At 69.2% G+C, this 25,082-nt stretch carries 25 protein-coding genes; 13 read left to right on the plus strand and 12 right to left on the minus strand.

Going from position 1 to position 25,082, the window contains the following annotated elements:
- Window positions 1-126 precede the first annotated feature (126 nt).
- The 6 genes from GH723_RS07345 to GH723_RS07370 all read left to right on the plus strand — a co-directional run bounded on the left by GH723_RS07345 (window position 127) and on the right by GH723_RS07370 (window position 8,593).
- Window positions 127-711 carry a YceI family protein gene (locus GH723_RS07345; protein WP_153759045.1) on the plus strand — a complete coding sequence of 195 codons (585 nt, stop codon included), beginning with the start codon at window positions 127-129 and terminating at the stop codon, window positions 709-711.
- A gap of 506 nt (window positions 712-1,217) precedes the next feature.
- Window positions 1,218-4,070 carry a vitamin B12-dependent ribonucleotide reductase gene (locus tag GH723_RS07350; protein ID WP_456049069.1) on the plus strand — a complete coding sequence of 951 codons (2,853 nt, stop codon included), beginning with the start codon at window positions 1,218-1,220 and terminating at the stop codon, window positions 4,068-4,070.
- A 211-nt stretch (window positions 4,071-4,281) separates the two neighbouring features.
- Window positions 4,282-5,388, plus strand: coding sequence for a tyrosine-type recombinase/integrase (locus GH723_RS07355; protein WP_229023154.1), 1,107 nt, complete (start codon window positions 4,282-4,284; stop codon window positions 5,386-5,388).
- Complete coding sequence (locus GH723_RS07360; protein ID WP_153759048.1) at window positions 5,385-5,726, plus strand: helix-turn-helix domain-containing protein; 342 nt, start codon at window positions 5,385-5,387, stop codon at window positions 5,724-5,726. The genes GH723_RS07355 and GH723_RS07360 overlap by 4 nt, the downstream gene beginning before the upstream one ends.
- Window positions 5,723-7,885 (plus strand): hypothetical protein, encoded by a 2,163-nt coding sequence (locus GH723_RS07365; RefSeq protein ID WP_153759049.1) that lies wholly within the window; start codon window positions 5,723-5,725, stop codon window positions 7,883-7,885. Before GH723_RS07360 ends, GH723_RS07365 begins: the two co-directional genes overlap by 4 nt.
- 39 nt (window positions 7,886-7,924) lie before the next feature.
- Window positions 7,925-8,593: an MT-A70 family methyltransferase gene (locus GH723_RS07370; RefSeq protein ID WP_153759050.1), complete on the plus strand. Its 669-nt coding sequence runs from the start codon at window positions 7,925-7,927 to the stop codon at window positions 8,591-8,593.
- 3 nt (window positions 8,594-8,596) lie between these two features.
- On the opposite strand, the gene GH723_RS07375 is transcribed toward GH723_RS07370, so the two are convergent.
- From GH723_RS07375 to GH723_RS07380, 3 genes are all read right to left on the minus strand, one after another.
- The gene (locus tag GH723_RS07375; RefSeq protein ID WP_195210586.1) at window positions 8,597-9,454 is read right to left on the minus strand and encodes a BglII/BstYI family type II restriction endonuclease; all 858 of its coding nucleotides are present in this window, start codon (window positions 9,452-9,454) and stop codon (window positions 8,597-8,599) included.
- A gap of 154 nt (window positions 9,455-9,608) precedes the next feature.
- The gene (locus GH723_RS18465) at window positions 9,609-10,022 is read right to left on the minus strand and encodes a hypothetical protein (RefSeq protein WP_195210587.1); all 414 of its coding nucleotides are present in this window, start codon (window positions 10,020-10,022) and stop codon (window positions 9,609-9,611) included.
- Between the two features lie 159 nt (window positions 10,023-10,181).
- Complete coding sequence (locus tag GH723_RS07380) at window positions 10,182-10,454, minus strand: hypothetical protein (protein WP_153759052.1); 273 nt, start codon at window positions 10,452-10,454, stop codon at window positions 10,182-10,184.
- Between the two features lie 396 nt (window positions 10,455-10,850).
- Between GH723_RS07380 and GH723_RS07385 the strand changes: the two genes are divergently transcribed.
- A complete protein-coding gene (locus tag GH723_RS07385) occupies window positions 10,851-11,096 on the plus strand; it encodes a helix-turn-helix domain-containing protein (RefSeq protein ID WP_153759053.1) in 246 nt (81 codons plus the stop codon).
- Between the two features lie 161 nt (window positions 11,097-11,257).
- Here GH723_RS07385 and GH723_RS07390 read toward each other — a convergent pair whose 3' ends face one another.
- The 3 genes from GH723_RS07390 to GH723_RS07400 form a co-directional block, all read right to left on the minus strand.
- Complete coding sequence (locus GH723_RS07390) at window positions 11,258-12,037, minus strand: metallophosphoesterase family protein (protein ID WP_153759054.1); 780 nt, start codon at window positions 12,035-12,037, stop codon at window positions 11,258-11,260.
- A 59-nt stretch (window positions 12,038-12,096) separates the two neighbouring features.
- Entirely contained in the window at window positions 12,097-12,417 is a 321-nt protein-coding gene (locus GH723_RS07395; RefSeq protein WP_153759055.1) for a hypothetical protein, read from the minus strand.
- A 168-nt stretch (window positions 12,418-12,585) separates the two neighbouring features.
- Window positions 12,586-12,813: a hypothetical protein gene (locus GH723_RS07400; RefSeq protein ID WP_153759056.1), complete on the minus strand. Its 228-nt coding sequence runs from the start codon at window positions 12,811-12,813 to the stop codon at window positions 12,586-12,588.
- 202 nt (window positions 12,814-13,015) lie between these two features.
- Between GH723_RS07400 and GH723_RS07405 the strand changes: the two genes are divergently transcribed.
- From GH723_RS07405 to GH723_RS19225, 4 genes are all read left to right on the plus strand, one after another.
- Window positions 13,016-14,083 carry a hypothetical protein gene (locus GH723_RS07405; RefSeq protein ID WP_153759057.1) on the plus strand — a complete coding sequence of 356 codons (1,068 nt, stop codon included), beginning with the start codon at window positions 13,016-13,018 and terminating at the stop codon, window positions 14,081-14,083.
- A gap of 259 nt (window positions 14,084-14,342) precedes the next feature.
- A complete protein-coding gene (locus GH723_RS07410) occupies window positions 14,343-14,921 on the plus strand; it encodes an SMI1/KNR4 family protein (RefSeq protein WP_153759058.1) in 579 nt (192 codons plus the stop codon).
- A 197-nt stretch (window positions 14,922-15,118) separates the two neighbouring features.
- Window positions 15,119-15,331, plus strand: coding sequence for a hypothetical protein (locus GH723_RS07415; RefSeq protein ID WP_153759059.1), 213 nt, complete (start codon window positions 15,119-15,121; stop codon window positions 15,329-15,331).
- Window positions 15,332-15,449: 118 nt separating this feature from the next.
- Window positions 15,450-17,465, plus strand: a complete 2,016-nt coding sequence (locus GH723_RS19225) for an FG-GAP repeat domain-containing protein (protein WP_153759060.1) — start codon at window positions 15,450-15,452, stop codon at window positions 17,463-17,465.
- 62 nt (window positions 17,466-17,527) lie between these two features.
- On the opposite strand, the gene GH723_RS07425 is transcribed toward GH723_RS19225, so the two are convergent.
- Window positions 17,528-17,842 carry a hypothetical protein gene (locus tag GH723_RS07425; protein ID WP_153759061.1) on the minus strand — a complete coding sequence of 105 codons (315 nt, stop codon included), beginning with the start codon at window positions 17,840-17,842 and terminating at the stop codon, window positions 17,528-17,530.
- A 93-nt stretch (window positions 17,843-17,935) separates the two neighbouring features.
- On the opposite strand from GH723_RS07425, the gene GH723_RS07430 reads away from it, so the two are divergent.
- Window positions 17,936-18,574, plus strand: coding sequence for a carboxymuconolactone decarboxylase family protein (locus GH723_RS07430; RefSeq protein WP_229023155.1), 639 nt, complete (start codon window positions 17,936-17,938; stop codon window positions 18,572-18,574).
- Between the two features lie 22 nt (window positions 18,575-18,596).
- On the opposite strand, the gene GH723_RS07435 is transcribed toward GH723_RS07430, so the two are convergent.
- The 5 genes from GH723_RS07435 to GH723_RS07455 form a co-directional block, all read right to left on the minus strand.
- Entirely contained in the window at window positions 18,597-20,096 is a 1,500-nt protein-coding gene (locus GH723_RS07435; protein ID WP_153759062.1) for a carboxylesterase/lipase family protein, read from the minus strand.
- 55 nt (window positions 20,097-20,151) lie between these two features.
- Entirely contained in the window at window positions 20,152-20,904 is a 753-nt protein-coding gene (gene aqpZ, locus GH723_RS07440) for an aquaporin Z (RefSeq protein ID WP_153759063.1), read from the minus strand.
- 99 nt (window positions 20,905-21,003) lie between these two features.
- On the minus strand, window positions 21,004-21,498 hold the full coding sequence (locus GH723_RS07445; protein ID WP_153759064.1) for a hypothetical protein: 495 nt from the start codon (window positions 21,496-21,498) through the stop codon (window positions 21,004-21,006).
- A gap of 92 nt (window positions 21,499-21,590) precedes the next feature.
- Window positions 21,591-22,769 (minus strand): family 1 glycosylhydrolase, encoded by a 1,179-nt coding sequence (locus tag GH723_RS07450; RefSeq protein ID WP_195210588.1) that lies wholly within the window; start codon window positions 22,767-22,769, stop codon window positions 21,591-21,593.
- Window positions 22,766-23,458 carry an endonuclease III domain-containing protein gene (locus GH723_RS07455; protein WP_153759066.1) on the minus strand — a complete coding sequence of 231 codons (693 nt, stop codon included), beginning with the start codon at window positions 23,456-23,458 and terminating at the stop codon, window positions 22,766-22,768. Before GH723_RS07455 ends, GH723_RS07450 begins: the two co-directional genes overlap by 4 nt.
- 86 nt (window positions 23,459-23,544) lie before the next feature.
- Between GH723_RS07455 and GH723_RS07460 the strand changes: the two genes are divergently transcribed.
- Window positions 23,545-25,071: a carboxylesterase/lipase family protein gene (locus tag GH723_RS07460; RefSeq protein ID WP_195210589.1), complete on the plus strand. Its 1,527-nt coding sequence runs from the start codon at window positions 23,545-23,547 to the stop codon at window positions 25,069-25,071.
- Window positions 25,072-25,082: the final 11 nt, after the last annotated feature.

Consider the following 25,082-nt stretch of genomic DNA (forward strand, 5'->3'; position numbering starts at 1 on the left):
GATAGCCGACCGCGGTGGTCGCGGCGGCGATGCCGCACCCGGGAATGCATGGGGGGCGTCCGTGGTTGGTAGAGATGACTGGTTCAATACTGAACTACACGACCGCACCACCGAGGAGACCCCACGATGAGCACCAACGAGACCGTCATCCCCACCCGTGAGTTCGAGGGCGTCACCATCCCGACGCCTGGCACCTTCGAGATCGACCCCTCCCACTCCACCGTGCAGTTCGTCGCCCGGCACATGATGGTCTCGAAGGTGCGGGGCACCTTCGAGAGCTACTCGGGAACGATCGTCGTGGCCGAGGACCCGCTGGCGTCGAGCGTCGAGGTCGCGATCGACGTGTCCAGCATCACGACCCGTGACGAGGGTCGTGACACCCACCTGAAGAGCGCCGACTTCTTCGACGTCGAGACCTACCCGTCGATCACCTTCCGCAGCAGCGGGGTGCGCCACACCGGGGGCACCTCCTTCGAGGTGGAGGGCGAGCTGACCGTGCGGGGCACGACCAAGCCGCTGACGCTCGAGGTCGAGCTCGAGGGCATCGGCAAGGACCCGTGGGGCAACGAGCGGATCGGCTTCTCCACCAAGGTCGAGCTCGACCGCGAGGAGTTCGGCCTCACCTGGAACCAGGCGCTCGAGACCGGTGGCGTCCTCGTCGGCAAGAAGATCACCGTCGACATCGACGTCGAGGCCACCCGCCAGGCCTGAGGCCCGTGATCCGGGGGACATCCTGTGGATGGCTGTGGAGAACCCGCTCGTCGTCCACCGGCAATTCACAGGATGTTCCCCCTTACCTTCCACAGGCCACCTTCCGTACTGTGTCCACCAGACGCCGGTGGCGGTGGGATGGACGGCACAGTGGTGCGCGTCACGACCTCGCTGGCGGGTTGGACGATGCCTTGGGGCGGACGACCGCGCACCCGACGGGGTGCGAGGTCGCCGGTTCGGACCTGTCCATCCCACCGCCTCCGGTCCTGCCACGGCGACGGTCGGGGGGAGGGGTCCGGACGCGGTGCCCCGCCCTCCGGTCGGCGCACCCCCGTCCGCCTGGGCCGTTCGGCCCATTCGTCCCGGATCGACCCCACGACCCGTCCGGAGCCATTGACACCGATGGAATTACGGTGGTGTAATCATCCCCACATCTTGTGGGCATCGCCCGCGGGAGTGGGGGGAACACACCACATCTGGTGTCCGCCGCTGGGGCGGGCACATCGCTGAAGCGGCCGCCGTTCGACACGGCGGCCTCTACGTCCCGAGGAGCGCAACGCATGGCCCTGGCCCCGGAGCAGACCGGAATCGGCATCCGCCGCTACTTCACCACCGAGGGCGTGCACCCCTACGACGAGGTCGAGTGGGAACGGCGCGACAGTCGCATCACCAACTTCCGGGACGGGTCGGTCGCCTTCGAGCAGCTCGGGGTCGAGTTCCCCACCACCTGGTCGATCAACGCCACCAACATCGTCACCCAGAAGTACTTCCGGGGCACCCCGGGCACGCCGGAGCGTGAGAGCTCCCTCAAGCAGGTCGCCGACCGGGTCGTCGACACGATCACCCAGTGGGGCATCGAGGGCGGCTACTTCGTCGACGACGCCGAGGCCGAGACGTTCCGGGCCGAGCTGAAGCACCTCGTCATCCACCAGAAGGCGGCGTTCAACTCGCCGGTGTGGTTCAACATCGGCGTCGAGGGCGTGCCCCAGCAGGCCAGCGCCTGCTTCATCCTCTCCGTCGACGACACCATGGACTCGATCCTCAACTGGTACGTCGAGGAGGGCACGATCTTCAAGGGCGGCTCGGGTGCCGGCATCAACCTTTCGAAGATCCGCTCCTCGAAGGAGTACCTGAAGGGCGGGGGCACCGCCTCGGGTCCGGTGAGCTTCATGCGGGGAGCCGACGCGTCCGCCGGCACCATCAAGTCCGGCGGCAAGACCCGCCGCGCCGCCAAGATGGTCATCCTCGACGCGTCGCACCCCGACGTCGAGGAGTTCATCTGGGTGAAGGCCCGTGAGGAGCGCAAGATCCGCGTCCTCGCCGAGGCCGGCTTCGACATGAGCCTCGACGGCGCCGACATGGCCTCGGTCCAGTACCAGAACGCCAACAACTCGGTCCGGGTCACCGACGAGTTCATGCAGGCCGTGGTCGAGGACCGCGACTGGCACCTCCGGGCGGTCACCGACGGCTCGATCGTGAAGACGGTCCGCGCCCGGGACCTCATGCGCCAGATCTCCCAGGCCGCCTGGGAGTGCGCCGACCCCGGCATGCAGTTCGACACCACGATCAACCGCTGGCACACCGCGGCCAACACCGACCGCATCAACGGGTCGAACCCCTGCTCGGAGTACATGCACATCGACAACTCGGCGTGCAACCTCGCGAGCCTCAACCTCCTCAAGTTCAAGCCGGAGAACGAGCCGTTCGACGTCGAGGGCTTCAAGGCCGCGGTCGAGGTCGTCTTCACCGCCCAGGAGATCCTCGTCGGCCGGGCCGACTACCCGACCGAGGCCATCGGCGAGAACAGCCGCATCTTCCGCCAGCTCGGCATCGGCTACGCCAACCTCGGCGCCCTGCTCATGGCGCTCGGCCACGGCTACGACACCGACTCGGGCCGGGCCTGGGCCGCGGCGCTCACCTCGCTGATGACCGGCCACGCCTACGCCACGTCCGCTCGCACCGCCGCCCGCATGGGGCCCTTCGCCGGCTACGCCGACAACCGCGAGCCGATGCTCGGGGTGCTCAACACGCACCGCGAGGCCAACGCCAGCATCGACGAGGAGCTCGTGCCCGCCGAGCTGCTGTCCGCCGCCCAGCAGGCGTGGGACGACGCGTGTGAGGTCGCCGAGGTGCACGGGGTGCGCAACTCCCAGGCCTCGGTGCTCGCCCCGACCGGCACCATCGGCCTGATGATGGACTGCGACACCACCGGCGTCGAGCCCGACCTCAGCCTGTTCAAGATGAAGAAGCTGGTCGGCGGCGGCACGATGTCGATCATCAACCAGACGGTGCCCCGGGCCCTGCGCAACCTCGGCTACACCGCCGAGGAGCAGGCCGACATCCTCGCCCACCTCGAGGAGAACAAGACGATCCTCGGGGCCCCGCACCTGAAGGCCGACCACATCCCGGTGTTCGCCTGCTCGATGGGCGACAACGTCATCCACTACATGGGTCACGTGCGGATGATGGGTGCTGTCCAGCCCTTCATCTCCGGCGCCATCTCCAAGACGGTGAACATGCCGGAGGAGGCCTCGGTCGAGGACGTCGAGCAGCTCCACATCGAGGCCTGGAAGCTCGGCGTGAAGGCCGTCGCCATCTACCGCGACAACTGCAAGAACTCCCAGCCGCTGTCGAGCGTGACCAAGGACGCCGACGAGGCCGCCCCCGCCGCGGCGACCGCTCCCGGCACCCAGGTGGTCGAGAAGGTCGTGGAGAAGATCGTCGAGGTCCCCGTCCGGGAGAAGCTGCCCCGGACCCGCACCTCGAAGACCTTCGAGTTCCGCGTCGCCGACTGCAAGGGCTTCGTCACCGTCGGCGAGTACGCCGACGGGCGGCCCGGCGAGATCTTCGTCCGGGTGTCGAAGCAGGGCTCGACCCTCGCCGGCATCATGGATGCCTTCGCCATCTCGCTGTCCCACGGTCTCCAGTACGGCGTGCCGCTGCGGGCCTTCGTCGAGGCGTTCACCGGCATGCGGTTCGAGCCGGCGGGCATGACCGACGACCCGGACATCCGGATCGCGTCGAGCCTGATGGACTACCTGTTCCGCAAGCTCGCCATCGAGTACCTGTCGCTCGAGGAGCGCGCCGAGCTCGGCATCTTCACCATCGAGGAGCGCACCCAGCCGACGCTCCCCGGTGTCGAGGAGTCGACGGTGGAGACGAGCACCGGTTCCGACGTCCAGCCCGACCCCAAGTCGATCCCGTCCGCCGCCGAGCTCGCCGCCCAGATGCAGCGGGAGTCCGGCAGCGCCCAGCGGGCCAGCGACGCCCCGATGTGCATGCAGTGCGGCGTCCAGATGCAGCGGGCCGGCTCGTGCCACGCCTGCCCGAGCTGCGGCAACACCAGCGGCTGCAGCTGAAACCCTTGGATGTTGCATCAGATGCAACCGCGAATGTGCGGAAGCTGACGGTAGCGACATCAGCGAGATAGGCGCTCTGACCAGGGCCGACGTGAACCGGGCCACCGGAGCGTCGGCCCTTGTCGTTCCCCGCCAACGGAAGTGCTGGCCTGGGTGTTCGCGATCTGATACAACGATGTTGCATCGTGTGCAACACGCCTTAGGAGGGTCGGTGACACGTCGGGAACCAGGATCGGCGCAGCTGGTACTCGCAGATGGCGTCGTCCACCTGGATGTCCCCGAAGCTGTCTGGCAGGCGATGTGCCTGGGCTGGTCTCAGCAACAGCAGAGCCGGATGCTACGGCCCGAGACGATCAGCCAGCGTCTGAGCGTCATCCGAAGGTTCCGCGAGTTCACGGGGAGCTATCCGTGGCAGTGGCACCCCGCCGATGTCGAAGAGTTCACCGTGGCGGCCGTAGCGGGTGGTGCCAAGGCGCACGCGACCATTCGCGGCTATCAGAACCACATCGCCCTGTTCTGCGAGTACCTGATCGATCGCCGCTACGAGTGGGTCGCCGTCTGCGAAGAGCGGTTCGGTGCAGCGCCCGCCCAGATCTGTCACGAGTGGAACACGGTCGACCATGTCCAGCAGCTCGAAGCGCAGCCAGCTCGCCGACCGCTTGACCTAGACGAGCTCGAGGCGTTGTTCGCTCACGCTGACGAGCGCGTCGAGCAGATTCAGCGCTCTGGGCGCAAGGGCGCTGTCGCCGCGCTTCGGAACGCCACGGCCTTCAAGGTGTCGTACGCCTGGGGCCTCCGGTTGCGCGAGATGACGCATCTTGATCTCGTCGACCGCCACCGCAACCCGAAGGTGCCAGGCTGGGGGCGCTACGGCGCCCTCCGTGTGCGCTTCGGGAAGTCGAGCCGCGGGAGCGCTCCTAAGCAGCGCACGGTGCTGACCGTGCCGGAGATGGACTGGGCGGTCGAGGCGTTGCAGCACTGGGTCGAGGTTGCCCGGCCGCTGTTGAAGCCGGGCCAGCATCCGGCGATCTTTGTCACCGAGCGACGCAGCCGGATGTCGGAGTGGAGCGCCGACGTCGCGTTCGCCGCGGTCCGCGAGCGGGCCGGCCTCGACAGCGCGATCACGCACCACTGCTTGCGGCACAGCTACGTCACCCATCTGCTGGAGCACTACGGCTACCCAGAGCTCTTCGTCCAGCAACAGGTCGGCCATGCCTACGCCTCTACGACCGCCATCTACAGCGGTGTCAGCGACGAGTTCAAGAACCGAATCCTCGCCGACGCCATCGCTGCCAACCGACCGGAGGTCACTCGATGACCCGCAAGATGCGCACCCGCTGGAACCTGCGGCGCGTGATGGCCGATCGGGGCATGTACCAGACCTCCGACATCGTCGGACCGCTCGCTGAGCGCGGCATCCACCTGTCCCGAGAGCAGGTCTACCGCCTCGTGACCGGGGAGCCGCAACGCCTGTCGATGGACACTCTCGCCGCGCTCTGCGACATCCTCGACTGCACACCCAACGACCTCATGGAGGTCGTCCTTGAGTCCCGTCAGGTCCGCAAGACGGGCACGGCCAACGCCGGCGGCGAGGGACCCGCCGTGAGCGATCTCCGTCCCGTTCGGGCACGCATCAAGCGTCCGCCAAAGTCATGACCGACCTGACCGCAGTCGTCGATGCCGCATGTGCGGCCGCACCTGAGCTTGACCGACGCGTTATCGAGGACATCGTCGCCGCGGCGGCGCCGATTACGCAGCAGCGCAACAAGTTGATTAGGTACCTCGCCGACGTCACAGCGTTCACCAGCGGCGCGAGTGACGTGCCGCCTGTCGTCGCTCGCGTCCTCACCGACATGGCCGGGGCCGGCGCACCGGTGACACCGCCGGCATGTGACGGGTGCGGACGCGTGGTGCGGCTCGTCTACAAGCGGGGAAGCGGCCGGGTCTGCAAAGCATGTGGGCAGTCGCAGTACTCGGAGACGTGCAGCGAATGTGGACAGGACCGGCGCGTCTCGATCCGCAACCCCGACGGGACCGCTGTGTGCAACTCCTGCCGACTCCGTCAGCGGACCGAGCACTGTGCCTCATGCGGACGCGACCGACCGGTATCCCGGCGCACCCCTGATGGCGGCGCGCTCTGTCAGAGCTGCTACCAGCGCCCAGAGCGCGAGTGTGCGTCCTGTGGTCGCGTCGCTCCCGTGAAGTCCAACAAGACCGGCGAACCGCTGTGCGGTACCTGCTACCGCGCTCCGGCGGCGCTCTGCGCGAAGTGCGGCGAGCACCGCGCCCTTGCTGCGCGCGACGTCATCGACCTCGGCAATGTCTGCACGCGTTGCTGGCGGCCTGCGACCAGAACCTGCAGCGTCTGTGGCGACACGAAGCCGTGTCGTGTCTCCGAGAGCGACGGCAAGCCGTACTGCGGTGTCTGTGCGCCACGACCGCTGGTCACCTGCGCTCGATGTGGGCGCGATCGACCGGTCCAGGCACACACCGACATCGGCCCGGTCTGCAACGGCTGCTATGACCACGTCGTCGCCCGGCCTTGCGCCGCCTGCGGCGAGCTAACACGCATCTACGCCGACGGGCGGTGCCACCGCTGCGTACTCACCGCCAGACTCGACACTGCGTTTGGCCAGCGGCCGGAGCTCACCTCCGTGCGAGACGCGCTGCTCGAGGGTCGATCAGCTGCAGCGACGCTGCGTTGGTTCGATCACGGAGCCGGCGGACAACTTCTACGCAGGGTCGCCAGTGGCGAGGTCGAGCTCAGCCACGAGGCGCTCGACCAGTTCGGTCGTGGCCATCGGCATGTCGACCACGTGCGCCAGCTGCTCGTCGCCGTCGGTGCGCTCCCTGATCGAGGTGAGCTGGCCGCTCGCCTCTCTGTCTGGCTCGACAGCTTCACAGCGACCCTCCCACCCTCGCACGCGCGTGTGGTGCGACCGTTCGCCGAATGGCGGATCCTTCGGCGAGTCCGACGACAGGACGCACGCGATCGGCTGACGGACGCCGGTGCGAAGTGGGCGAGGCAGCGCATACGAACAGCCGCGAACCTTCTCGCATGGCTGGACCTGCGCGACCTTGAGCTCGAATCGCTAGCACAGCGCGACCTCGACGCGTGGCTCGCCGCCGGGCCCACCACGCGCTACTGCATACGTGACTTCCTCCGTTGGGCACACGAGCGCAACGAAGCGCCGAAGCTCACCGTTCCGCTCCGACAGGCACTCACCGCTACCGCCGCCGTCGACGATGCCGACAGATGGGCGCTTGTCGACGACCTACTTCACAACGAGGACATCCCGCTTGACCTACGTATCGCCGGACTTCTCGTCCTCGTCTACGGCCAGCACCTCAGTCGCGTCGCCACGATTCGGCTCGACGACATCGAGCACGGACCGCCGACCACGGTGAAGTTCGGCAGCTCGCCCGTCGCTCTCCTCGAACCACTCGATGACCTTGTCCGCCGTCAGGTTGAGACTCCCCGAGGACACGCAGGTGCAGCGGTCGAGAACCCGTGGCTCTTCCCAGGTGGCCACGCCGGCGAGAACGTGACCCCGGAGCAGCTCCGCAAGCGCCTCGAAGCCGCAATCGGCATCCGCGCCCGACCCTCACGGAACACCGCTCTTCTCCACCTCGCCCGGGAGATTCCCGTTCCGGTGCTCGCCGACCTACTCGGACTTCACTTCAACACCGCTGTCGACTGGGTCCAACTCGCACGCGGTGACTGGTCGGGGTACGTCGCGAGCCGAGAGGCCTCGGCCCGTCGCGCCCCCGCAGCCAGCCGACCGAGTTCTGCGGGACCACCCTTTGGATCGTGAAATCACATGCGTGTCACTCATCCTGCCTATGCTCCACACATGGCTCGACGTCACGCCCCCACCAGTTCCGTCGCGCGCCCGTACGACGAGGGCCTGACTGTCGATGCCCTCGGCGGAGTCCCGTTCGGCACTGTTCTCGCCGACCCGCCGTGGCGCTTTCAGAACCGCACCGGCAAAGTGGCGCCCGAGCATCGGCGCCTGTCCCGCTACGACACGATGAGCCTCGACGACATCTGCAGTCTGCCCGTGGCGAACGTGATGGCCGAACAGTCGCACTGCTACCTGTGGGTGCCTAACGCACTGGTCGCCGAAGGACTCCAGGTGCTTGAAGCGTGGGGGTTCACGTACAAGTCGATGGTCGTGTGGGCCAAGCGCCGCAAGGATGGCGGCCCCGACGGCCGCGGCGTCGGGTTCTACTTCCGGAACGTGACTGAGCCGATCCTGTTCGGGGTGCGCGGCAAGCTGCGGACGCTCGCGCCGGCCCGCCGGCAGGTCAACATGATCGAGACACAGAAGCGGGAGCACTCCCGAAAGCCCGACGAGCAGTACGGAATAATCGAGGCCTGTTCGCCGGGCCCATACCTGGAGCTGTTCGCCCGGTACCCGCAGGAGGGGTGGACGGCGTGGGGCAACGAGGCTGACCCAGAGGTCGTCCCTCGAGGCCGTCAGTACCCCACGTACGGCGGGCTGGCTGCTGTCGCCAACTAGGCGTCATTTCACCGGCGGGATCTTTGCTTTGGCCGCCTCGCGCAAGGTCCTCACGTCGCGCTGCGCCTCCCGGTGGTCGCTGTAGTGGTCTCTCCAGTTGTCCAGCCGCTCTTTGGCGGCGGCCAGCTCTTGGCTCACCTCAACGACCAGCTCGATGCCGGTCACGCGCTCGGGCTCGATGCCGACGAGCAACAGGGGGCACTCACCACCGCCTCCCAGGTTGACCCGCGGTACGAGCTTGTCCCAGTGCGTCGACGACTGCCCGTACTTCAACCCGCCGTCCTTGGAGCGGATGACCGGGCCGATCAACTCCTGTAGCCGCGGGCCGCGGGTGACGATGACGCCAGCGGCGATGGCGCCTTCTCTGTGGAGCGCAGAGAAGTTGTTGAGGTCACGGTCGTAGAACGGGTCCTTGTTGTTCCACTCCATCTCGACGGCAACACCGGGGAGGTGGTCATCGAGATGGCCGAGTCCGAACATGTCGATCTCGTGGCCACGGGTCCGTGCGACCTCCTCGAGGTTGTCGTCGAACCCGAGTCGCTTGCTGATCGTGATGTTCTGCTTCCCCCACACCTGGACCCCCGTGTCGCGCCGATCTCGTAGGGACTGGTCGAAGCGGGCAACGAACTTCGTGCGGCCTCCGCCACCGGCACGAAGCTCGTCAAGGCTGATCGTGAACTGGTCGAGGCTGGCAATGAGGTCGTTGAGGCGACTGGAGTAGGCACCCTGGAGGATGATGTCGGCGTGTCGCGTGACGCCGTAGGTGTAGCCGTCTGGAAGGCCCTCGATGATCGGCTGCCCGACGGCACCGGGCAGGTCCTCGTCGGCTGTGACCTCTGCTGCGGCGTCGTCGTCTGGCACGGCCGCCAAGCTACGCGCCCGATTGCGGGGCTGCGTGGACATCCCGAGAGCGAAGTGACGGTCTGCGACGGGTCTGTGGAGGTTGGCTTCGCCGGTGATGAACCCACGAGCACTACGACTCCGGCCAGCGGAATGCTGGCCTTGTCCTGGTGGACTAGAGGAGCCGGATCGCCTCTGCGATCTTGGCGTCGACCTCGTTTCCGCTTGCGGTGCCAGGCAGCCGGAAGGTGTGCGGGTGATCACCCGGTCCCCGTGAGACCACGACCCGAACCTCACTGCCCCGCTCATCGTGGATCACATGCACATGCGGGTAGGTCGTCGTGATGTTCCCGTCTGGGCCGATCATCACATGGATGGTTCCGTCCTCGCTGCTGTACTTCGAGTACCAGCCGCCCTTTCGAGACGGCGCGGGGTACCTGGCGAGGCGCTCCGCCTGTGCCTGCTTGATGAACTTCCTCGTGATTAGAGGGTTCATCGCCGTCCCGTTCCGAACCGAACGGGCCATGCCTTTGAGGTTGTCGCCCAGGCTGGGTTGCGGCCCCAAGAATCCCATTGCACTCTCCTTCATGTCCGCCCGGATCGCGCGGTGCGGAACGTTCTAGCGCTTCGGTACCTCGTACGGACGACCGCATTGGCCATGTCGGTGCGGCTCTCACGAGATGGTCGACCAGCAAGCGGTCACCTCCAGCACCGCTGAGGCGGTGCGAAGCCCGCCATCTGAGCTATGTCAGCCGAATTGCGATTGCGCCACTCCAGCAGCGATCTGCGCGTCGATCACCGCATGAGCGAGAGCCCGCTCGCCGTGGTCGAGGTCGGCGAACTGACGCCGGCCTGTGACTGCCGCGAGAACGTGCGGCAGATTCGCAACCTCCCGATCAACGTTCATGCCCAGACGAGCCCAGTAGTTCAGCTGCTCGGCAGGCGTGCGGTCCGAATGCGCCGCCGACTGCGCCTGCCGAAGCAGCCCCGATCCCATCGGAATGAGTTCCGTCGGTTCCATCGCTACCTCCCAGGTGAGGCTGGACGGTACCAACTGGCACCGACACCACCCGCATGGTTGGGGCGAGCGCGCACTGGTGCCGGCAACGAGACTCGCCACGCAGCAGCGCCCACGCAGCTCATCGGCGGGGCCACACGGGGCCGACGGTGGCGAGACCGATGGCGAGAAGAGTCCACACTTCGGCCACGCGGAGGAGCTCTGCTCGATCCAGCTGCGAGGGTGGGTCCGTGTCGCTGATGGCGTCCAGTCCATGCCTCAACGCGAGTCGCATCGCTTCCTCTGCCGTGACGACTCCGTTCTCGTTCACAACGGACATGCCGACACCCCCTCGGTGATCCCAGAAACGCTACCAGTAGGCTGTCGACCAGTAGGCGGTCAGCCGACGATCTTTCGTTTGTGGGTCGGGTTGCAGGTGGTGACAGAGCCGTAGCGGCCGACTTCGGTCGGCGAGTCAGGGCTGAGCGCAAGAGGATTGGCCTGTCCCAGGAAGGCCTTGCCGCTAGAGCTGGCATCCATCGGACCTTCGTTGGTCGGGTTGAGCGAGGCGAGGCGAACGTCACCCTGACGACGATCGTCCGGCTGGCCGATGTGTTCGGCGTTGATCCCGGCGCCCTCGTGGCCGGCTTCCGGGGTACGAAGTAGTGCCGGCTCTGTTGACACCGGGATCGACCAGTCCTCGATCCCGAGCCGAGCAACGACTACCGATTGGCCCTGGTCATGGAATTGACCGGCCGTTCGCCTCTACCTCATCGCGGCCGGAACGCCAAGGTGCACGGCGGCCTCTCGGGCTCAGCTGCACGGGCTTAGATCTCCAGCTCATCGTTGCCTTGAGTGGGCTGGATCTCCGCTGCGGGGAGACTCCTAGCGAGGTCCGGCTGCAGGTAGATCACCGAATCCGGCAGATGGTTGTGCCCGAGGGACTCGACGCGGCAGGCCTGACCGCCGAACGCGACATCGGCAGCTCGCCGGCGGTGGTAGTGCCCGTGAACCCACAAGCCCGGGCGGGCCACCTCTGCGATCCGGGCGAGGACAGCGCGGTGCAGGTCGCCTGGCTCCCAGCCCGCGAGGTAGCCGAGGTCGACTCCCGCAGGGCAGTCGTGCGAGACGACCACGTCGACCGGGCCGGCTGCGATTGCGGCCTCGAAGCCGGCGCGGCTGAGGACCTCGGTTGGGAACCAGTCGATGCCCGGCACCCGCCCGTCGGCGTCGATCGACGGTGCTCCTCCGAGCGCCATGATCCGTCGTCCTGCCCACTCGATGATTGTGCCGTCGGGGATGAACCGGATGTGGTCGCTGATGTGCACGAGACCGTCGCTGCCGGGTTCGTGCCGCAGCAGGATGTCGTGGTCTTCGTGGTTACCCCTGAGGAACCACAGGGTCGAGCCGGCGCGATCCAGTTCCTTGTCGAGCTCGGCGAGGAAGTGGCGGCCCGAAGCAAAGCGGGGCCAGTACCCGAAGTCCCCGAGCTGCAGCATGTGGTACACCCCGTCAGCGGCGGCACGCTGCACGACCCGCTGTGTCCAGGCGAGGGCGCAGTGGCTGTCGCCGACGAGAGCGATCTTCTGGGCGTCGAGGACGGGCATGGATCCACCTTCCCGGACTCTGGGACACCGCCTGCGGACATTCTGCGGGTGAGCCGGTACTACGGCCCGGCGGGTGCTTCGTCGTCGTACTCGCTCGGGCAGTAGTTCCACCACATCATGGCGATCCCGCTGACGTCTCGCTCGGGCAGGCGCCGCTTCTGAACCATCGCATTCCCGAGGGTCTCTGCCTGGCCGGCGGGGATGCTGTAGTCCTGAACCCAGAACGGCTCGATCGTGCTGGGGTCGTCCACTGCGGCAGGGCCGTGGGCTTCGAGGAGGATCAGGTCCCACAGGGCCTGGACCGCCTTTCTCGGGCCTTCGCGTCCTTTGCGGGCCAGCTGGCAGAGCTGGGCCAACTCTTCCTCGGTGAGGCGGCGCATCCGGTAGCGGTCCTGGGGCGGCAGAGGTGGTCGGTCAGGCCTTCGTTCCATGCCTGCATCGTGCGCGGCCTCTGTGACACCGAGCAAGGCGTCGCCGACGGCGGGAGCCCGACTCACGTGGCCCCGCTACCAACCACCCCGGCAGGAGCGCGGCAGGCTTGCATCGCGTCAGGAGCCGCCTCCCGCTCGCGTTGAGTCCGGTGGCGCCGGGGTTGCGAGCTCGACCATCGCCACGAGCGCCTCGAGGGCGTCGCTCCGGGTGTAGCCGCCGTTCACCCAGAAGCCCACGATGTGACCGGTGTAGGCAACCTGAACCGTGAGCCACTGCACGGGTTCCCACGTGCGGGCGACATCTCGGCCCGGGTTGATCGGATGGAACGTCGGTCGCATCTCCATCCCATCATTCTGCTGGGGGACTGCGGCACCGATCGCGCTCGTTCCGGGTCGTATGGCGGGCCCGGGCGGTGAACTTCATCAAGCGCTGTCGGCAGTTGAACGAGGTTTCACAAGATCCGCTAAACCGCCGGCAGCTTCGTTGAACTTTCGGGTCGGACGTTAGAATTGCACCGGTGTAGTTCGAGGAGAGCGGTGAGGCGCTATGGGACTGCCTGATGACATCGAGTTGGCGGCATCTGGGTCCGGTCGTGTGCCCATCGAGGTCGACTGCGGCCGCCTCGATCCTTCTGCTGCTGCCCGTGTCCGGGACTGGGCGACGCAGATGTGGGCTGCCACGAGCGGGCCACTCCTCGAGGAGACTGGCCACGAGGTGCCGTCGATTCGTGTCCTGGTCGCCGAGGATGTCTGGGCAGCAGCTCGGCGCGAAGCTGCGGCACTCGGTCTCGGGCCTGATCGCCGGGAGGGACCCGAGCGAGTCGGCGGTGTCGTCGCCGGCAAGTGCTTGAGGTCCGACGATGATCGCCACGCCACCGTCGTTGTGCCGGAGACCATCATGGCTGGCAACGACGGGATCGCTCAGTGCCACGCTGCCGCGATCCTCGCACACGAACTGTGCCACGCCGTCTACGCCGTTCGGAGACGACATGCGATGGGCGCAACTGAGGACGTCTGGCTGCCCTGGGATGTTGCCGGGATGATCTCGGTGGTTGCGGCGGAGGAGTACCGAGTCGACCGGTTGGCGTTGATCCTCACACAAGCTCTGCTCAACCCCACCGACGTGAATGGCACAAGCATTCCGCTCGCCTCCGTGTTCGGGAGCCTGTACTTCGAAGGGCTCAGCAACGCGCTCCATGAGGTCAGCCCAGGACTCGATGAGTCGGTGTGGAGCTACCGGACAAGGGCGATGGATCTCGACGCCCTGAGGCAGCGGCTGACCCGAGTGACAGAGGGCATCGCGAACTACATCGCTCACGTTGAGGCGTACTTCGAAGACAAGGACCCAGCTATGACGCTCATCGAGGGTCGAGCGGTCGACCTACTGGAACCGTTCTGGGCGCCTTGGATCGATCATCTCCGAAGCGCTCCGCTGCTTCCAGGACCAAACGAGTGGGCGGCCGACCGCGCGGCTCTCTGGGGGATCGGAAGCACAGGCATCCAGGAGGCGTGGCGAAGGCTAGGCATCACGACCCGCCCCGAAGGTGGGGGCTTCTACATGGCCGTTGATGACCCCGCGCGCGCTCATCCCGGCGAGCGGCGACGCCGGTCCTAGCCGCCATGCGACGGGCCGGGCCCTGGTCGCTTCACACCTGACGGCGCACGCCGCGGGGAAGGGTCGGATGCCAGGTCCCGCAGGCGGGACCTGGCAGGACCACCTGCTCGATTGCGGCCGAACTCGTGAGGTTCGAGTACGTGCCTACTCCCACCATGTGAACGGACACGCAGTGTCACTCGGGATGCGCCCGAGTGACACTGCGTTCCGACACGAATGTCCAGATTCCCGACGGCGCGTTCCATTGGGGGGTGTGGGAGTGGCTCTCGCCGATGCACTCGACCGATTCGCGGCTGTCTGGGACAGCCACGGCGTCGTCGCGACGGCACACCTCGCCGCAGCCGCGTCACCATCGGAGGTTCGGGACATCGTCGGGTCGCTCGGCTATGAGGTAGCCGACGAGGTGGTCACGTGGTTCTCGTGGCGTGGTGGGGTCGCTCACGTGAACCGTAGGGTCGGACCGGCGTTCGAGCCGGTCGGTGCGCACGAGACGCTCCCTGTGCGCACGATGAACTTGGAGCTCTTCAACAGCCTGCGTGACGAGGGCGATCTGCCTCCGGAGGCTGTGTGGCGGCCGTCGTGGGTGCCGGTGGTGCACTTCCTCCACGGCGGGTATCTCGCGGCGGACCTCGCAGCCGGTGACCCGACGACCGCGACGGTGTGGCGCCATGACGACGTGACGCCTTTGCCGTACCAAGTGGCCCCGTCCCTCGAGACGATGGTCGACGGCTGGATCGAACTGATCGCCGGAGGGTTCTGGCTTCCCCAACCGGAGAACTCCGCCTGGGGCCTTGGACGGTACCCACTTCCCGAGCACCTCGCCGGGCTCAGCGCCTAGCGGTCTTTGTCTTTACGGGGAGGCAGGGGCCCACATTCCCCGGCCGCCCGCTGAGCTCGTGGTCCATGGCAGGGTCGTGTCGTACGAGGAGCGCGCCGCCTACGAGGACACCGGACCTGGCGGCATCCGCAGCTCGAGGCGTCCTTCGACGACCGTTCGGGACGGCGAGCGACCTGGCCCGGGTCGCCCAGGGCTTCATGGACCTGGGCGAGCTGGCGCTTCCTCTCTTCTCCGGTGGCGCGGTCTTCGACTGCCAGCCCGACATCTGGACGATCGTGGGAGACGGCCTGTACGTGATGACCGTCTGGCCATCGGGAGAGCTCGGGTTGCCGCTCGGTGAGCTGGTAGAGGACGACACGGTGTTCGGCGAGCGGTCGACCGTCGACGCGCTGCGTACGAACTCTTCCTGAGGCCGCCGCCACCTCATGAGGGGCGGCCGCCGGCCGACGTGAGAGAGGTCCACGACCGTTGGATCGACCGCCTCGCCCGTGTCGCAGGTCGTCCCCGCCCCGATCGGAAGTCGAGGCTGTGCGCCCCTCTCCCCACCGTCGCCGGCTCGTCGGCCTGCTCGCTGTCCCCGTGCTCCTGGCCGTCGCCGTTCCCGCCGCAAGCGCCGCGCCGGACCCCGCCTTCACGCCCGAACGGTTCGCAACCGCGAACCAGCCGTTCTCGATCGATGCCGGCGACATGGACGGAGATGGGCGACTCGACCTCGTCGTCGGGCACATCAGCGCCGACGCCGTCACCATCTTCTTCGCCAACAGCACCGGCGGCTACGACCGCACCGACGTCGCGATGCCCGCCGGGGCCCGCTCCGACGCCGTCGCGGTCGGCGACGTCGACGGCGACGGCGACCTCGACGTGGTCGCCACCGATCGTTCGGTGACGCCCGGGCTCTCCGTGCTCCGCAACGACGGCAGCGGCACCTTCTCCGTCGAGTCCAACGCAGGACGGCAGATCAGCGACGTCGGGCTGGTCGACATCGACGCAGACGGCGATCTCGACGTCGTCGCCTCCTCGTTCAACCTCGCCGAGGTGATGGTGCTCGTCAACGACGGCGCAGGGACGTTCACGACGACCGTGGTCGCCTCCGGGCTCAACGGACCCTACGGGATCACCGCAGCGGACCTCGATGCCGACGGCCACATCGACGTCGCGGTGGCGGATCGCTACTCGGAGACCGTCGAGCTGCTCTTCGGCGACGGCACCGGAGCGTTCCCGGCACGAGCGTCGGTCGCCGCCGGAGGCGGGACGAACGACGTGGCGGCGGTCGACCTCGACGGCGACGGCGACGTCGACCTGGCGACCGCCGACTTCTCCGGCAACTCCGTCTCGGTGCTCACGAACGACGGCGCGGGGACCTTCGCCGACGCATCGTCCATCCCAGTCGGGATGCAACCATGGAGCATGGACGCCGCCGACCTCGACGGCGACGGCGACGTCGACCTCGTCACGGCGAACCGCTCGTCGAGCAACGTCACGGTCCTCCTCGGCGACGGCGAGGGGAGCTTCACGAGGATCGACGTCGGCACCGGCGCGGGCACCGGGCCCAACGGCATCCTGGCTGCAGATCTCGACGGCGACGGCGACGTCGACGTGGCGACCGCAAACCCGTACGGCAACGACGTGACCGTCCTGTGGGGACAGAGCCTCCCGGTGGTGGACGCCGGTGCCGCCGTCGTCGGTGAAGCCGGGCAGGGCGCCTCGCTCGACGGAACCGTCACCGACCCCGACGGGGATCCCGTGACCGTGACGTGGACCTGGAGTCCCGGACCGGACGTCGCGAGCGGGGCGTCGTGCACGTTCGCCGATGCGTCAACGGTGGACACGACGATCACCTGCACCCACCCCGGCACCTACACGGTGACGCTCACCGCCGACGACGGTCTGCGCGGGCCGGCGACGGACAGCGCGACGCTCACGGTGCAGCCTGCCGACACCGACGACGACGGGCTGCCCGATGCGACCGACAACTGCCCAGGTGTCGCGAACCCGGACCAGTCCGACCGCGACGGTGACCTCGTCGGTGACGCGTGCGACGAGCCCTACGACACGATCGTCGAGCCGTCGCCCGGCGTGACCGTGACCGTCCACGGCATCCCCGCCACCGACGCCGTGACCGTCGGCGTCGACCTGCTGGCCGACCCGCCGGCGCTACCCGACGGCCTCGAGGCTCTCAGCCAGGCCTACGACGTGACCGTCGCCGGCGGCGGCTTCTCCCGGGTGACGGTGTGCCTCACGGTCGGACCGGACGTCGTCGGGCGGGACGGCGTCGGCGTCTTCCACCACGACGGGGCCGGATGGACCGACGTGACCGTCGGCGGGCCGACCCAGGGTGAGGTCTGTGGCACGACCACGCACCTGTCACCCTTCGTCGTCGCCGCTCCCGTCGTCGCCCAGGTGCCCGACGATCCGACGCCGACGGCTGGCGGCATCCTCCCTCGCACGGGCTCGGAGCCAGCGCCCGTCGCCGCGATCGCTCTGGTCCTCGTGGTCCTCGGCGTCGCCTCCCTGGCGGTCGGGCGACGGCTCGACGAGACCTGAGAGCCGGTCGACGCGGGCGTCGGGCTCGAGAGACGCAGTCGCCGGTCGTCGGCGACTGTCCCTCAGCCCGCCGCGCGGGAGAGGAGCCAGGAGCGGCTGCGCTCCCACCACCGTTGCAGCACCCCGCGGTCCGTCGGCGCAGCGGTCGGTTCGGCCACGGTCGGGCTCACCACGTCGCCGAGTGCGCCGGCGAGCAGGCCGATGAGCTGCGGCGCGGCCTCGACCGGCACCCGCGTGGCGGCGAGGCACACGTTGCCCTGCCAGTGGCTGATGACGAACTGTCGACCCTCGGGGTGCCAGGTGGCGCGCAGGTAGGCATCACCGCCCCGCGCGTCCTCGACGAAGACCCGCTGCCCGGTCGCCCACACGTTCCCCACGGAGGCATCCAACCACCGGGCACGGCGCCGTGTCGAGAGTCGGGTGGGAGAGGGGCACGGGACAGCCGCAGGGATCTGGTGGATGATGCGCGGATGCAGACGACCCCGGAGCGCGCTGAAGGTACGGATCCCGACGAGGGCCACCGTCGACCGGCGGGGTTCCTGTCCGCCCCGCGCCTGTCGGCGGCCGCTCAGGAGATGTTCGACGGCGACGTGGCCGGCGAGGGCTACGTGATGGAGCTCACGCGCGTGTGGGCCCACGACCCGGCCCTCCAGCCCCGCCTCGGGGACCTCCTCGGCGGAGCCACCGAGACCGCAGGGCTCAGCCTCCGCCAGCGAGCGGTCCTCGTGACCGCCACGGCCTCGACGATCCGCGACCCCTACTGCGGGCTGGCGTGGGGTCGTCGACTGGCGGATGAGACCTCGGCCGACGTCGCAGCCGGGTTGCTGCGGGGCGACGATGCGGCGCTCGACCCCGCCGACCAGGCGCTGGCCCGGTGGGCGCGCCGTGCGGCGGGACGACCGCACGAGACGACGGCGGCCGACGTCGACGACCTGCGGCAGGCCGGGTTCGACGACGCGCAGATCCTGGGCATCACCGTCTACGTCGCAGGACGGATCGCGTTCTCCACCGTGAACGCCGCCCTTGGAGCCCGCCCGGACCCCGAGCTGCTCGCCGCCGCGCCACCGCAGGTGCGCGACGCCGTCGCGGCCTACACCGCCGCGCCCTGAGGGGGTCGCAGGCCGCCAGCGGTCAGGCGCGGGCCCCGAGGAGCGACTCCCAGAGCTGGCGCTCCTCCTCGAACGGGCCGTGCTGCACGCCGCTGTCCCGGTCGAAGACCATCGTCGAGCGCGTCGTGGTGTCGTACCCGGGCCAGGCGCCGATCCCCTCGTGGCTCGGGTCGCCGTGGCGGGCGAAGGCGATCCAGGCGTCCATCAGCTGCCCCGACAGGCGGTCGGCGTCAGGTCCCGATCCGCTCATGCGGTCGTCACCGGTGCGGCCGATCGACCCGAACACGAACGGGATCTCGATGCCGTGGCAGGCGCCGAGGGTCCCGCCTCGAGCGGGGGACTCCCAGTCGAACTGGTAGTCGAACGTGGCCGGCTGGTGCGCGCATGCGGCCTCGGCCATGCGCAGCGCCGGCATGCGGAAGCGTGACGCCGTGGCCACGGCATCGGCGATGTCGTGGTTCGTCGCGCCCAGACCACGAGCGGCGCGAGACGACCGATAGACCTCGACGGCCTCCGCGGCCCGGTCGGCAGCCGCACGGGGGAGGCTGGCCGCGACCTGCTGGATCAGCGCGCTGTCGTCGATCGGGGGACGGTCGGCGGCGACGTAGAGCTTCTGCTCGTCGCGCGCCGTGCCGATCATCAGCGGGACATCGGCGACGAGGCCGTCACGGATCGCCGCGAGCGGCTTGGCCGGCAGGGTGTCGCCGTCGATGATGGGCGAGAGCGCACCGCGCGCCCCCTGTGCCTGGAGCAGCTCGGGAACCGGGACGGACCGCAGAGCAGCCGGGTCCGCGTCGGGCACGCCGATCCGGTCGAGGAAGGCCGTGGCGACCGTGGCCGCGTGGTCGGGGCCACCGAGGCGGTTGGCGGTGCCACTCTGGGCGATCGCCTTGGCGAACAGGCCGCGTGCGGCGGGCATCGCGAGGAGGGTCGAGACCGCGACCCCGCCGGCGCTCTGCCCGAAGATCGTGACGTTGTCCGGATCGCCACCGAAGCGCTCGATGTTGTCGCGGACCCACTGGAGGGCGGCGATCTGGTCGAGCTGGCCGACGTTGGTGGCCGCGCCCCAGCGCTCGCCGCCGTGCCCGCCGAGGTACAGGTAGCCCAGGGCGCCGAGCCGGTAGTTGATCGTGACGACGACGACGTCGCCGCGTGCGGCGAGGGGTCCGCCGTCGTAGTGGCGCTGGGTCCCCGAGCCGTGGCTGAAGCCGCCACCGTGGATCCAGAACAGCACGGGGCGTCGGGCGCCGTCGCACCCGGGCGTGAACACGTTGAGGAAGAGGCAGTCCTCGCTCTCGGGGCCCTGGGCGCGGAACGTCGAGGGGACGAACGGGTCCTGCGGCGCAGCGGCGCCCGGCGCGGTCGTCTCGACGACGCCGCGCCACGGCGCGAGCGGTGCCGGTGCGAGCCAGCGGCGTTCGCCGGCAGGGGACAGGGCGTAGGGCACTCCGAGGAAGGCGTGGTCGTGGTCTCGCCGCCATCCCCTGATCGTTCCCAGGGTCGTCTCCACATCGGTGTGCATGCGGGGACGGTACCCCGGCACGCGCGCTGGGGTCCGGGACGTGGGCCCGAGCGCGTCAGCCGATCGACTGCTCGGGGTCGCCGGTGATGTCGGCGTCGAGGTCCTCCGCCCGCTCGCCGAGGAGCGACCGGTAGAGGACCGCACCGATCACCGCACCGACGATCGGCGCCAGCCAGAACAGCCAGAGCTGGGCGATGTGGTCCCCGCCGGCGAACAGCGCCGGGCCGGTCGAGCGTGCCGGGTTCACCGAGGTGTTCGTGACCGGGATCGAGATGAGGTGGATGAGCGTGAGCGCGAGTCCGATCGCGACCGGTGCGGTCCCGTTCGGCGCGCCGCGCCGGGTCGCGCCCATGATGACGACGAGGAACATCGCGGTCATCACGACCTCGGTGACCAGCGCGGCGAGCAGGCTGTAGCCGCCGGGAGACAGGTCGTCGAAGCCGTTCGAGGCGAAGCCGTCGCTCAGTTCGAAGCCGTCGACGCCGGTGGCGATGACCGCGAGCACGGCGGCGGCGGCGATCGCCCCGAGGACCTGCGCGAGGACGTAGCCGACGGCGTCGGCGGCGGGGAAGCGCCGACCGGCGACGAGGCCGAGCGTCACGGCCGGGTTGAAGTGGCCCCCGGACACGTGGCCGAGCGCGTAGGCACCGGTGAGCACGGTGAGACCGAACGCGAGGCTGACACCGACGAGGCCGATCCCGAGGCTCGTGTCGGGCATGAACCCGGCGGCCAGGACCGCCGACCCGCACCCGCCCAGCACCAGCCAGAACGTCCCGAGCGCCTCGGCGCCCAGCTTGCGAGGATCCATGGCGTTCCTCCCGCCTCTGTGACCGACGTCACTCGGGTGGAACTCTACGCCTCTCACCGACGGCGTCCAGGACCTCTGCGAGGATCAGTCGCCCCCGGATCAGTGGGCGTGGGCGGGCGCGTGCGGGTGGCTGTGCACGTGGTCGTGGGGGTGGTCGTGGGGGTGCTCGTGGTCGCAGGCCGCGTGGTGGGCGGCGTCCATGCGGTCCCACTCGTCCTCGTCGAAGGCGAACATGGCGCCGGCGAAGAGCTCCATCTCCTCCTCCTCGATGTGGGCGGCGAGCGCGAAGTACATCCGCCGGTCGAACGAGCCGTCGACGAGGGCGGCCCGCACCACCCGGTGCTCCTCCTCGAGCCGGTCGTTCGCCTCCAGGGACAGGTCGCCCGTCCCGATGAGCTCGGGGTAGAGGCCGGTCTCCTCCTTCACCACGTGCTCGTCGAGCAGGTGGAGGAGCTGGTCCCGGGTGGCGAGCCTGGCAGGATCGGCAGGGTCGGCGGCCTCGGCGACCACCCAGGCCATGTCCAGGATCCGTTCGTGGTCGGCGGTGAGCTCGGCGATCGGTCCGAACTGCCGGCATCCGCAGTGGTCACACATGACAGCATTCCTCTAGTCGGGGCTAGAAGAAGGCTGCCGCTTCGTCGAGGGTGCGACCAGGGCCGTTGGTCCCGAACCACCCGGAACCGTCTCTAGGTGCGGCTCTGGGCGAGCTGCGCGTACGCGCGTGCCACCGGTCGTGGGTGCCGCTCGGCGTCGAAGAGGCCGACCTCGGTCACCTCGCCGACCGGTCGGGCGAGCATCGTGTGCCAGTCGTACTGGTCGCCGCGGCTGTACCAGCAGATGCCGTCGGCGGGCAGGCCGTCGGCCCGCATGCCGTCGAGCGCGTCGACGAGTCCGTCGAGCCACCGCGGTCCGTCGTCCACGTCCAGGCCGAGGTTGGACGTCTCCGAGACCCAGAAGCGCCGGCCGTAGCGGGCGAACCAGCGGCGGGCCTCGGCGTCGTAGGCCGCCAGGCGCTCCTCGATCGACAGCGGCTCGGCCCGCTCGCCGTGCACGGTGACGCTCACCGGGTACATGTCGTGTCCGGCGAGGACGCGCTCGATGCCCACCGGGTGCGCGGCGATCCGGTCCAGGACCGACGCCGGCACGTGCTCGGCGATGTCGGCCACCGACGGGGCGGGCTCGACACCGAAGTGCAGGTCCCACACGAGCTGCTCGAGCTCTCGGGCCTCCTGCGCCGTCGCCTCGTCATCGGCCGTCGCGGCGACGTGGCAGCCGAACGCCTCGGCGCCGACCCACCATCCGTCGCGGTCGGCGTCGATGCGGGCGATCGCCTCCACGTTGGCGAGCGTGCAGTGGGCGAGCGCGAGCAGGTGGTCGGCGCGCGATGCCCGACGGTCGTTCCAGATGCCCCACCGGCCCGAGCACTGGGCGGTGATCGACGGCTCGTTCACCGGGGTGAAGAACCGGGGCTCCCGGTAGCGGGCGAGGAACGCGTCGACGTAGCGGGCGAACCCGTCGATCCACGCCGGGTCGCAGAACCCCGGGTAGTGGTCGGGGAGGCCGAAGTGGCAGAGGTCGACGATCGGTTCGAGCCCGTGGCGCTCGCAGGCGGCGAGGGCCCGGTCCCAGAGGGTCCAGTCGTACACGCCCGGTTCCGGCTCGGTGAGCCGCCACGGCATCCCGTAGCGCCACCACCGGACACCGAGGCCGGCCACGTCGGAGAGGTCGGCGTCCTGCCGCGCGAGGTGTCCGCTGGCGGCCAGCTCGTCGACACGCACCTCGCGCCCGTCGTGCCACACGAGTGGATCCGACGCCTCCTCCCCGCACGCGACGAGGAACGACGGCAGGCCGCCCGGTCGGTTCACCGTGTGGCGGGGCGGCTGCGACGGGCGCCGGGGGAGGGGAGGCGCTTCGTCGACTCCTCGGCCACGCGCTTCTTCACGGCCGCGAACGAGCAGATGGGACAGGCCATCCAGTCGTGGCGCCGGGCGGGGCAGTGCTCGCGGCCGAAGTAGATGATCTGGAGGTGGCGGCGGTTCCAGGTCTCGACGGGGAACGCCGCCTTGAGGTCCCGCTCGGTGCGCTCGACCGAGCTGCCGTCGGAGAGCCCCCAGCGCCACGCCAGGCGGTGGATGTGCGTGTCGACGGGGAACGCCGGCACGTCGAAGGCCTGCGCCATCACGACGCTCGCCGTCTTGTGCCCGACGCCGGCGAGCGACTCGAGAAGCTCCCAGTCGGGGAGCACCTCGCCCCCGGCCTCGAGGAGCTGGGTGGCGGCGAGCCAGAGGTTCTTCGCCTTCGTCGGCGCCAGGCCGACCTCTCGTATCGTCTCGAGGATCTTCTCGGGACCGAGCTCGACCATCTGCTCGGGCGTCGACGCCAGCGCGAACAGCGCGGGCGTCACCTCGTTCACCTTCTTGTCGGTGGTCTGCGCCGACAGCGCGACGGCGACGAGGAGCGTGTAGGGGTCGGTGTGGTCGAGGGGGATGGGGGGATCGGGGTACAGGTCGTCGAGGATCTCTCCGATCCGTTCGACCTTCTCGGCGCGGCGCATCGCCGCCGACCGTAGCGGGGCGCGTGCTTGCCCTCGGTCGACAGATGGGTGACACTTCGTCACCACGAACCGAGGGGGGATGGCGGATGACGAGGTCCGAAGCTGTCGCGACCGCGCACGGGACGGTGCGCGGCGCGGAGCACGAGGGGATCCGGGTGTTCAAGGGCATCCGGTACGGCGCGTCGACCGAGGGAGCGAACCGCTTCCGACCGCCGCAACCGCCGCCGACGTGGACCGGCGAGCTCGACGCGCTGGCCTACGGCGACTCCGCGCCGCAGACCTTCACGCGCCTCGCCCTCGGGGGCACCAAGGGCAACCGCCCGCCGCTCGGCGAGGACTGCCTCCGGCTCAACGTCTGGACCCCTGGCTGCGACGACGCCCGGCGGCCCGTCATGGTGTGGCTGCACGGCGGTGGCTTCGAGGCGGGAACGGGCTCGATGCTGCTCTACGACGGCACGAACGTCGCCCGTCGAGGCGACGTCGTGGTCGTCACCATCAACCACCGGCTCAACGTCTTCGGCCACTGCTACCTCGACGACGTCGGCGGGGACGACCTCGCCGGCTCCGCCAACGTCGGCTTCCTCGACGTCGTCGCCGCCCTGGAGTGGGTCGCGGAGAACGTCGCCGGCTTCGGCGGCGATCCCGGCAACGTCACGATCTACGGGCAGTCCGGCGGGGGCCGGAAGGTGAGCATCGCCATGGCCGCGCCGGCGGCGCAGGGGCTGTTCCACCGGGGGATCGTCCAGAGCGGGTCGCACCTGCGCCTGCACGACCCCGACCGCGCCGCCGGGCTCACGGGTCGCCTGTTCGACGAGCTGGGTCTACGTGCCGGAGATGTGCGCGCCCTCCAGGAGGTCTCGACCGATCGGCTCGTGGATGCCCAGGCCACGGTGCGCGGCCGGTTCTCGCCGACGCTCGACGGTGTCGTCTTCGACCGCCACCCCTGGGATCCCGACGCCCCGTCGCTGTCCGCCCACATCCCGCTGATGGTCGGGACCTGCCGCACCGAGCTGTCGAACCAGGTCGGCACCATGGACCCGACCACGTTCGACATCACCGACGACGACCTCGCCGAGCGGCTCGCCCGCTACGTCCCGGCCGACGACGTCGCCGAGCTGGTCGACGTGGTCCGGCGCACGAACCCGGGGGCGAGCGCGCCGGAGGTGTTCTTCACGCTCGTCACCGCACGGGGATACTGGCTCGACAGCGTCCTGCAGACCGAGCGCAAGGCGGAGCAGGGCGCGGCGCCCGTCTACTCCTACCGGCTCATGTGGCGCACCCCGGTGGAGGGCGGGCGGCGGATCACCCCGCACTCGCTCGACCTGCCGTTCGTGTTCGACAACGTCGCCGTGGCCCCCGACATGGTGGGCGACCCGACCGAGGAGACCGCGGCGCTGGCCCACGCGATGAGCGAGTCGTGGATCGCCTTCGCCCACACCGGTGACCCGAACAACGGCGCCGTGCCGCCGTGGGCCCCCTACGACCTCGACCGGCGCACCGTCATGCACTTCGACGTGCCGCCCGCAGTCGTCGACGACCCGCACCGCGACGAGCGCCTGGCCATGAGTCGCTACGAGACGCAGCAGGCCGCCGGCCGCGCGCTGCACCGATGAACGACCCCGGA

This window comes from Actinomarinicola tropica, from assembly GCF_009650215.1.
Taxonomy (GTDB): Bacteria; Actinomycetota; Acidimicrobiia; order Acidimicrobiales; family SKKL01; genus Actinomarinicola; species Actinomarinicola tropica.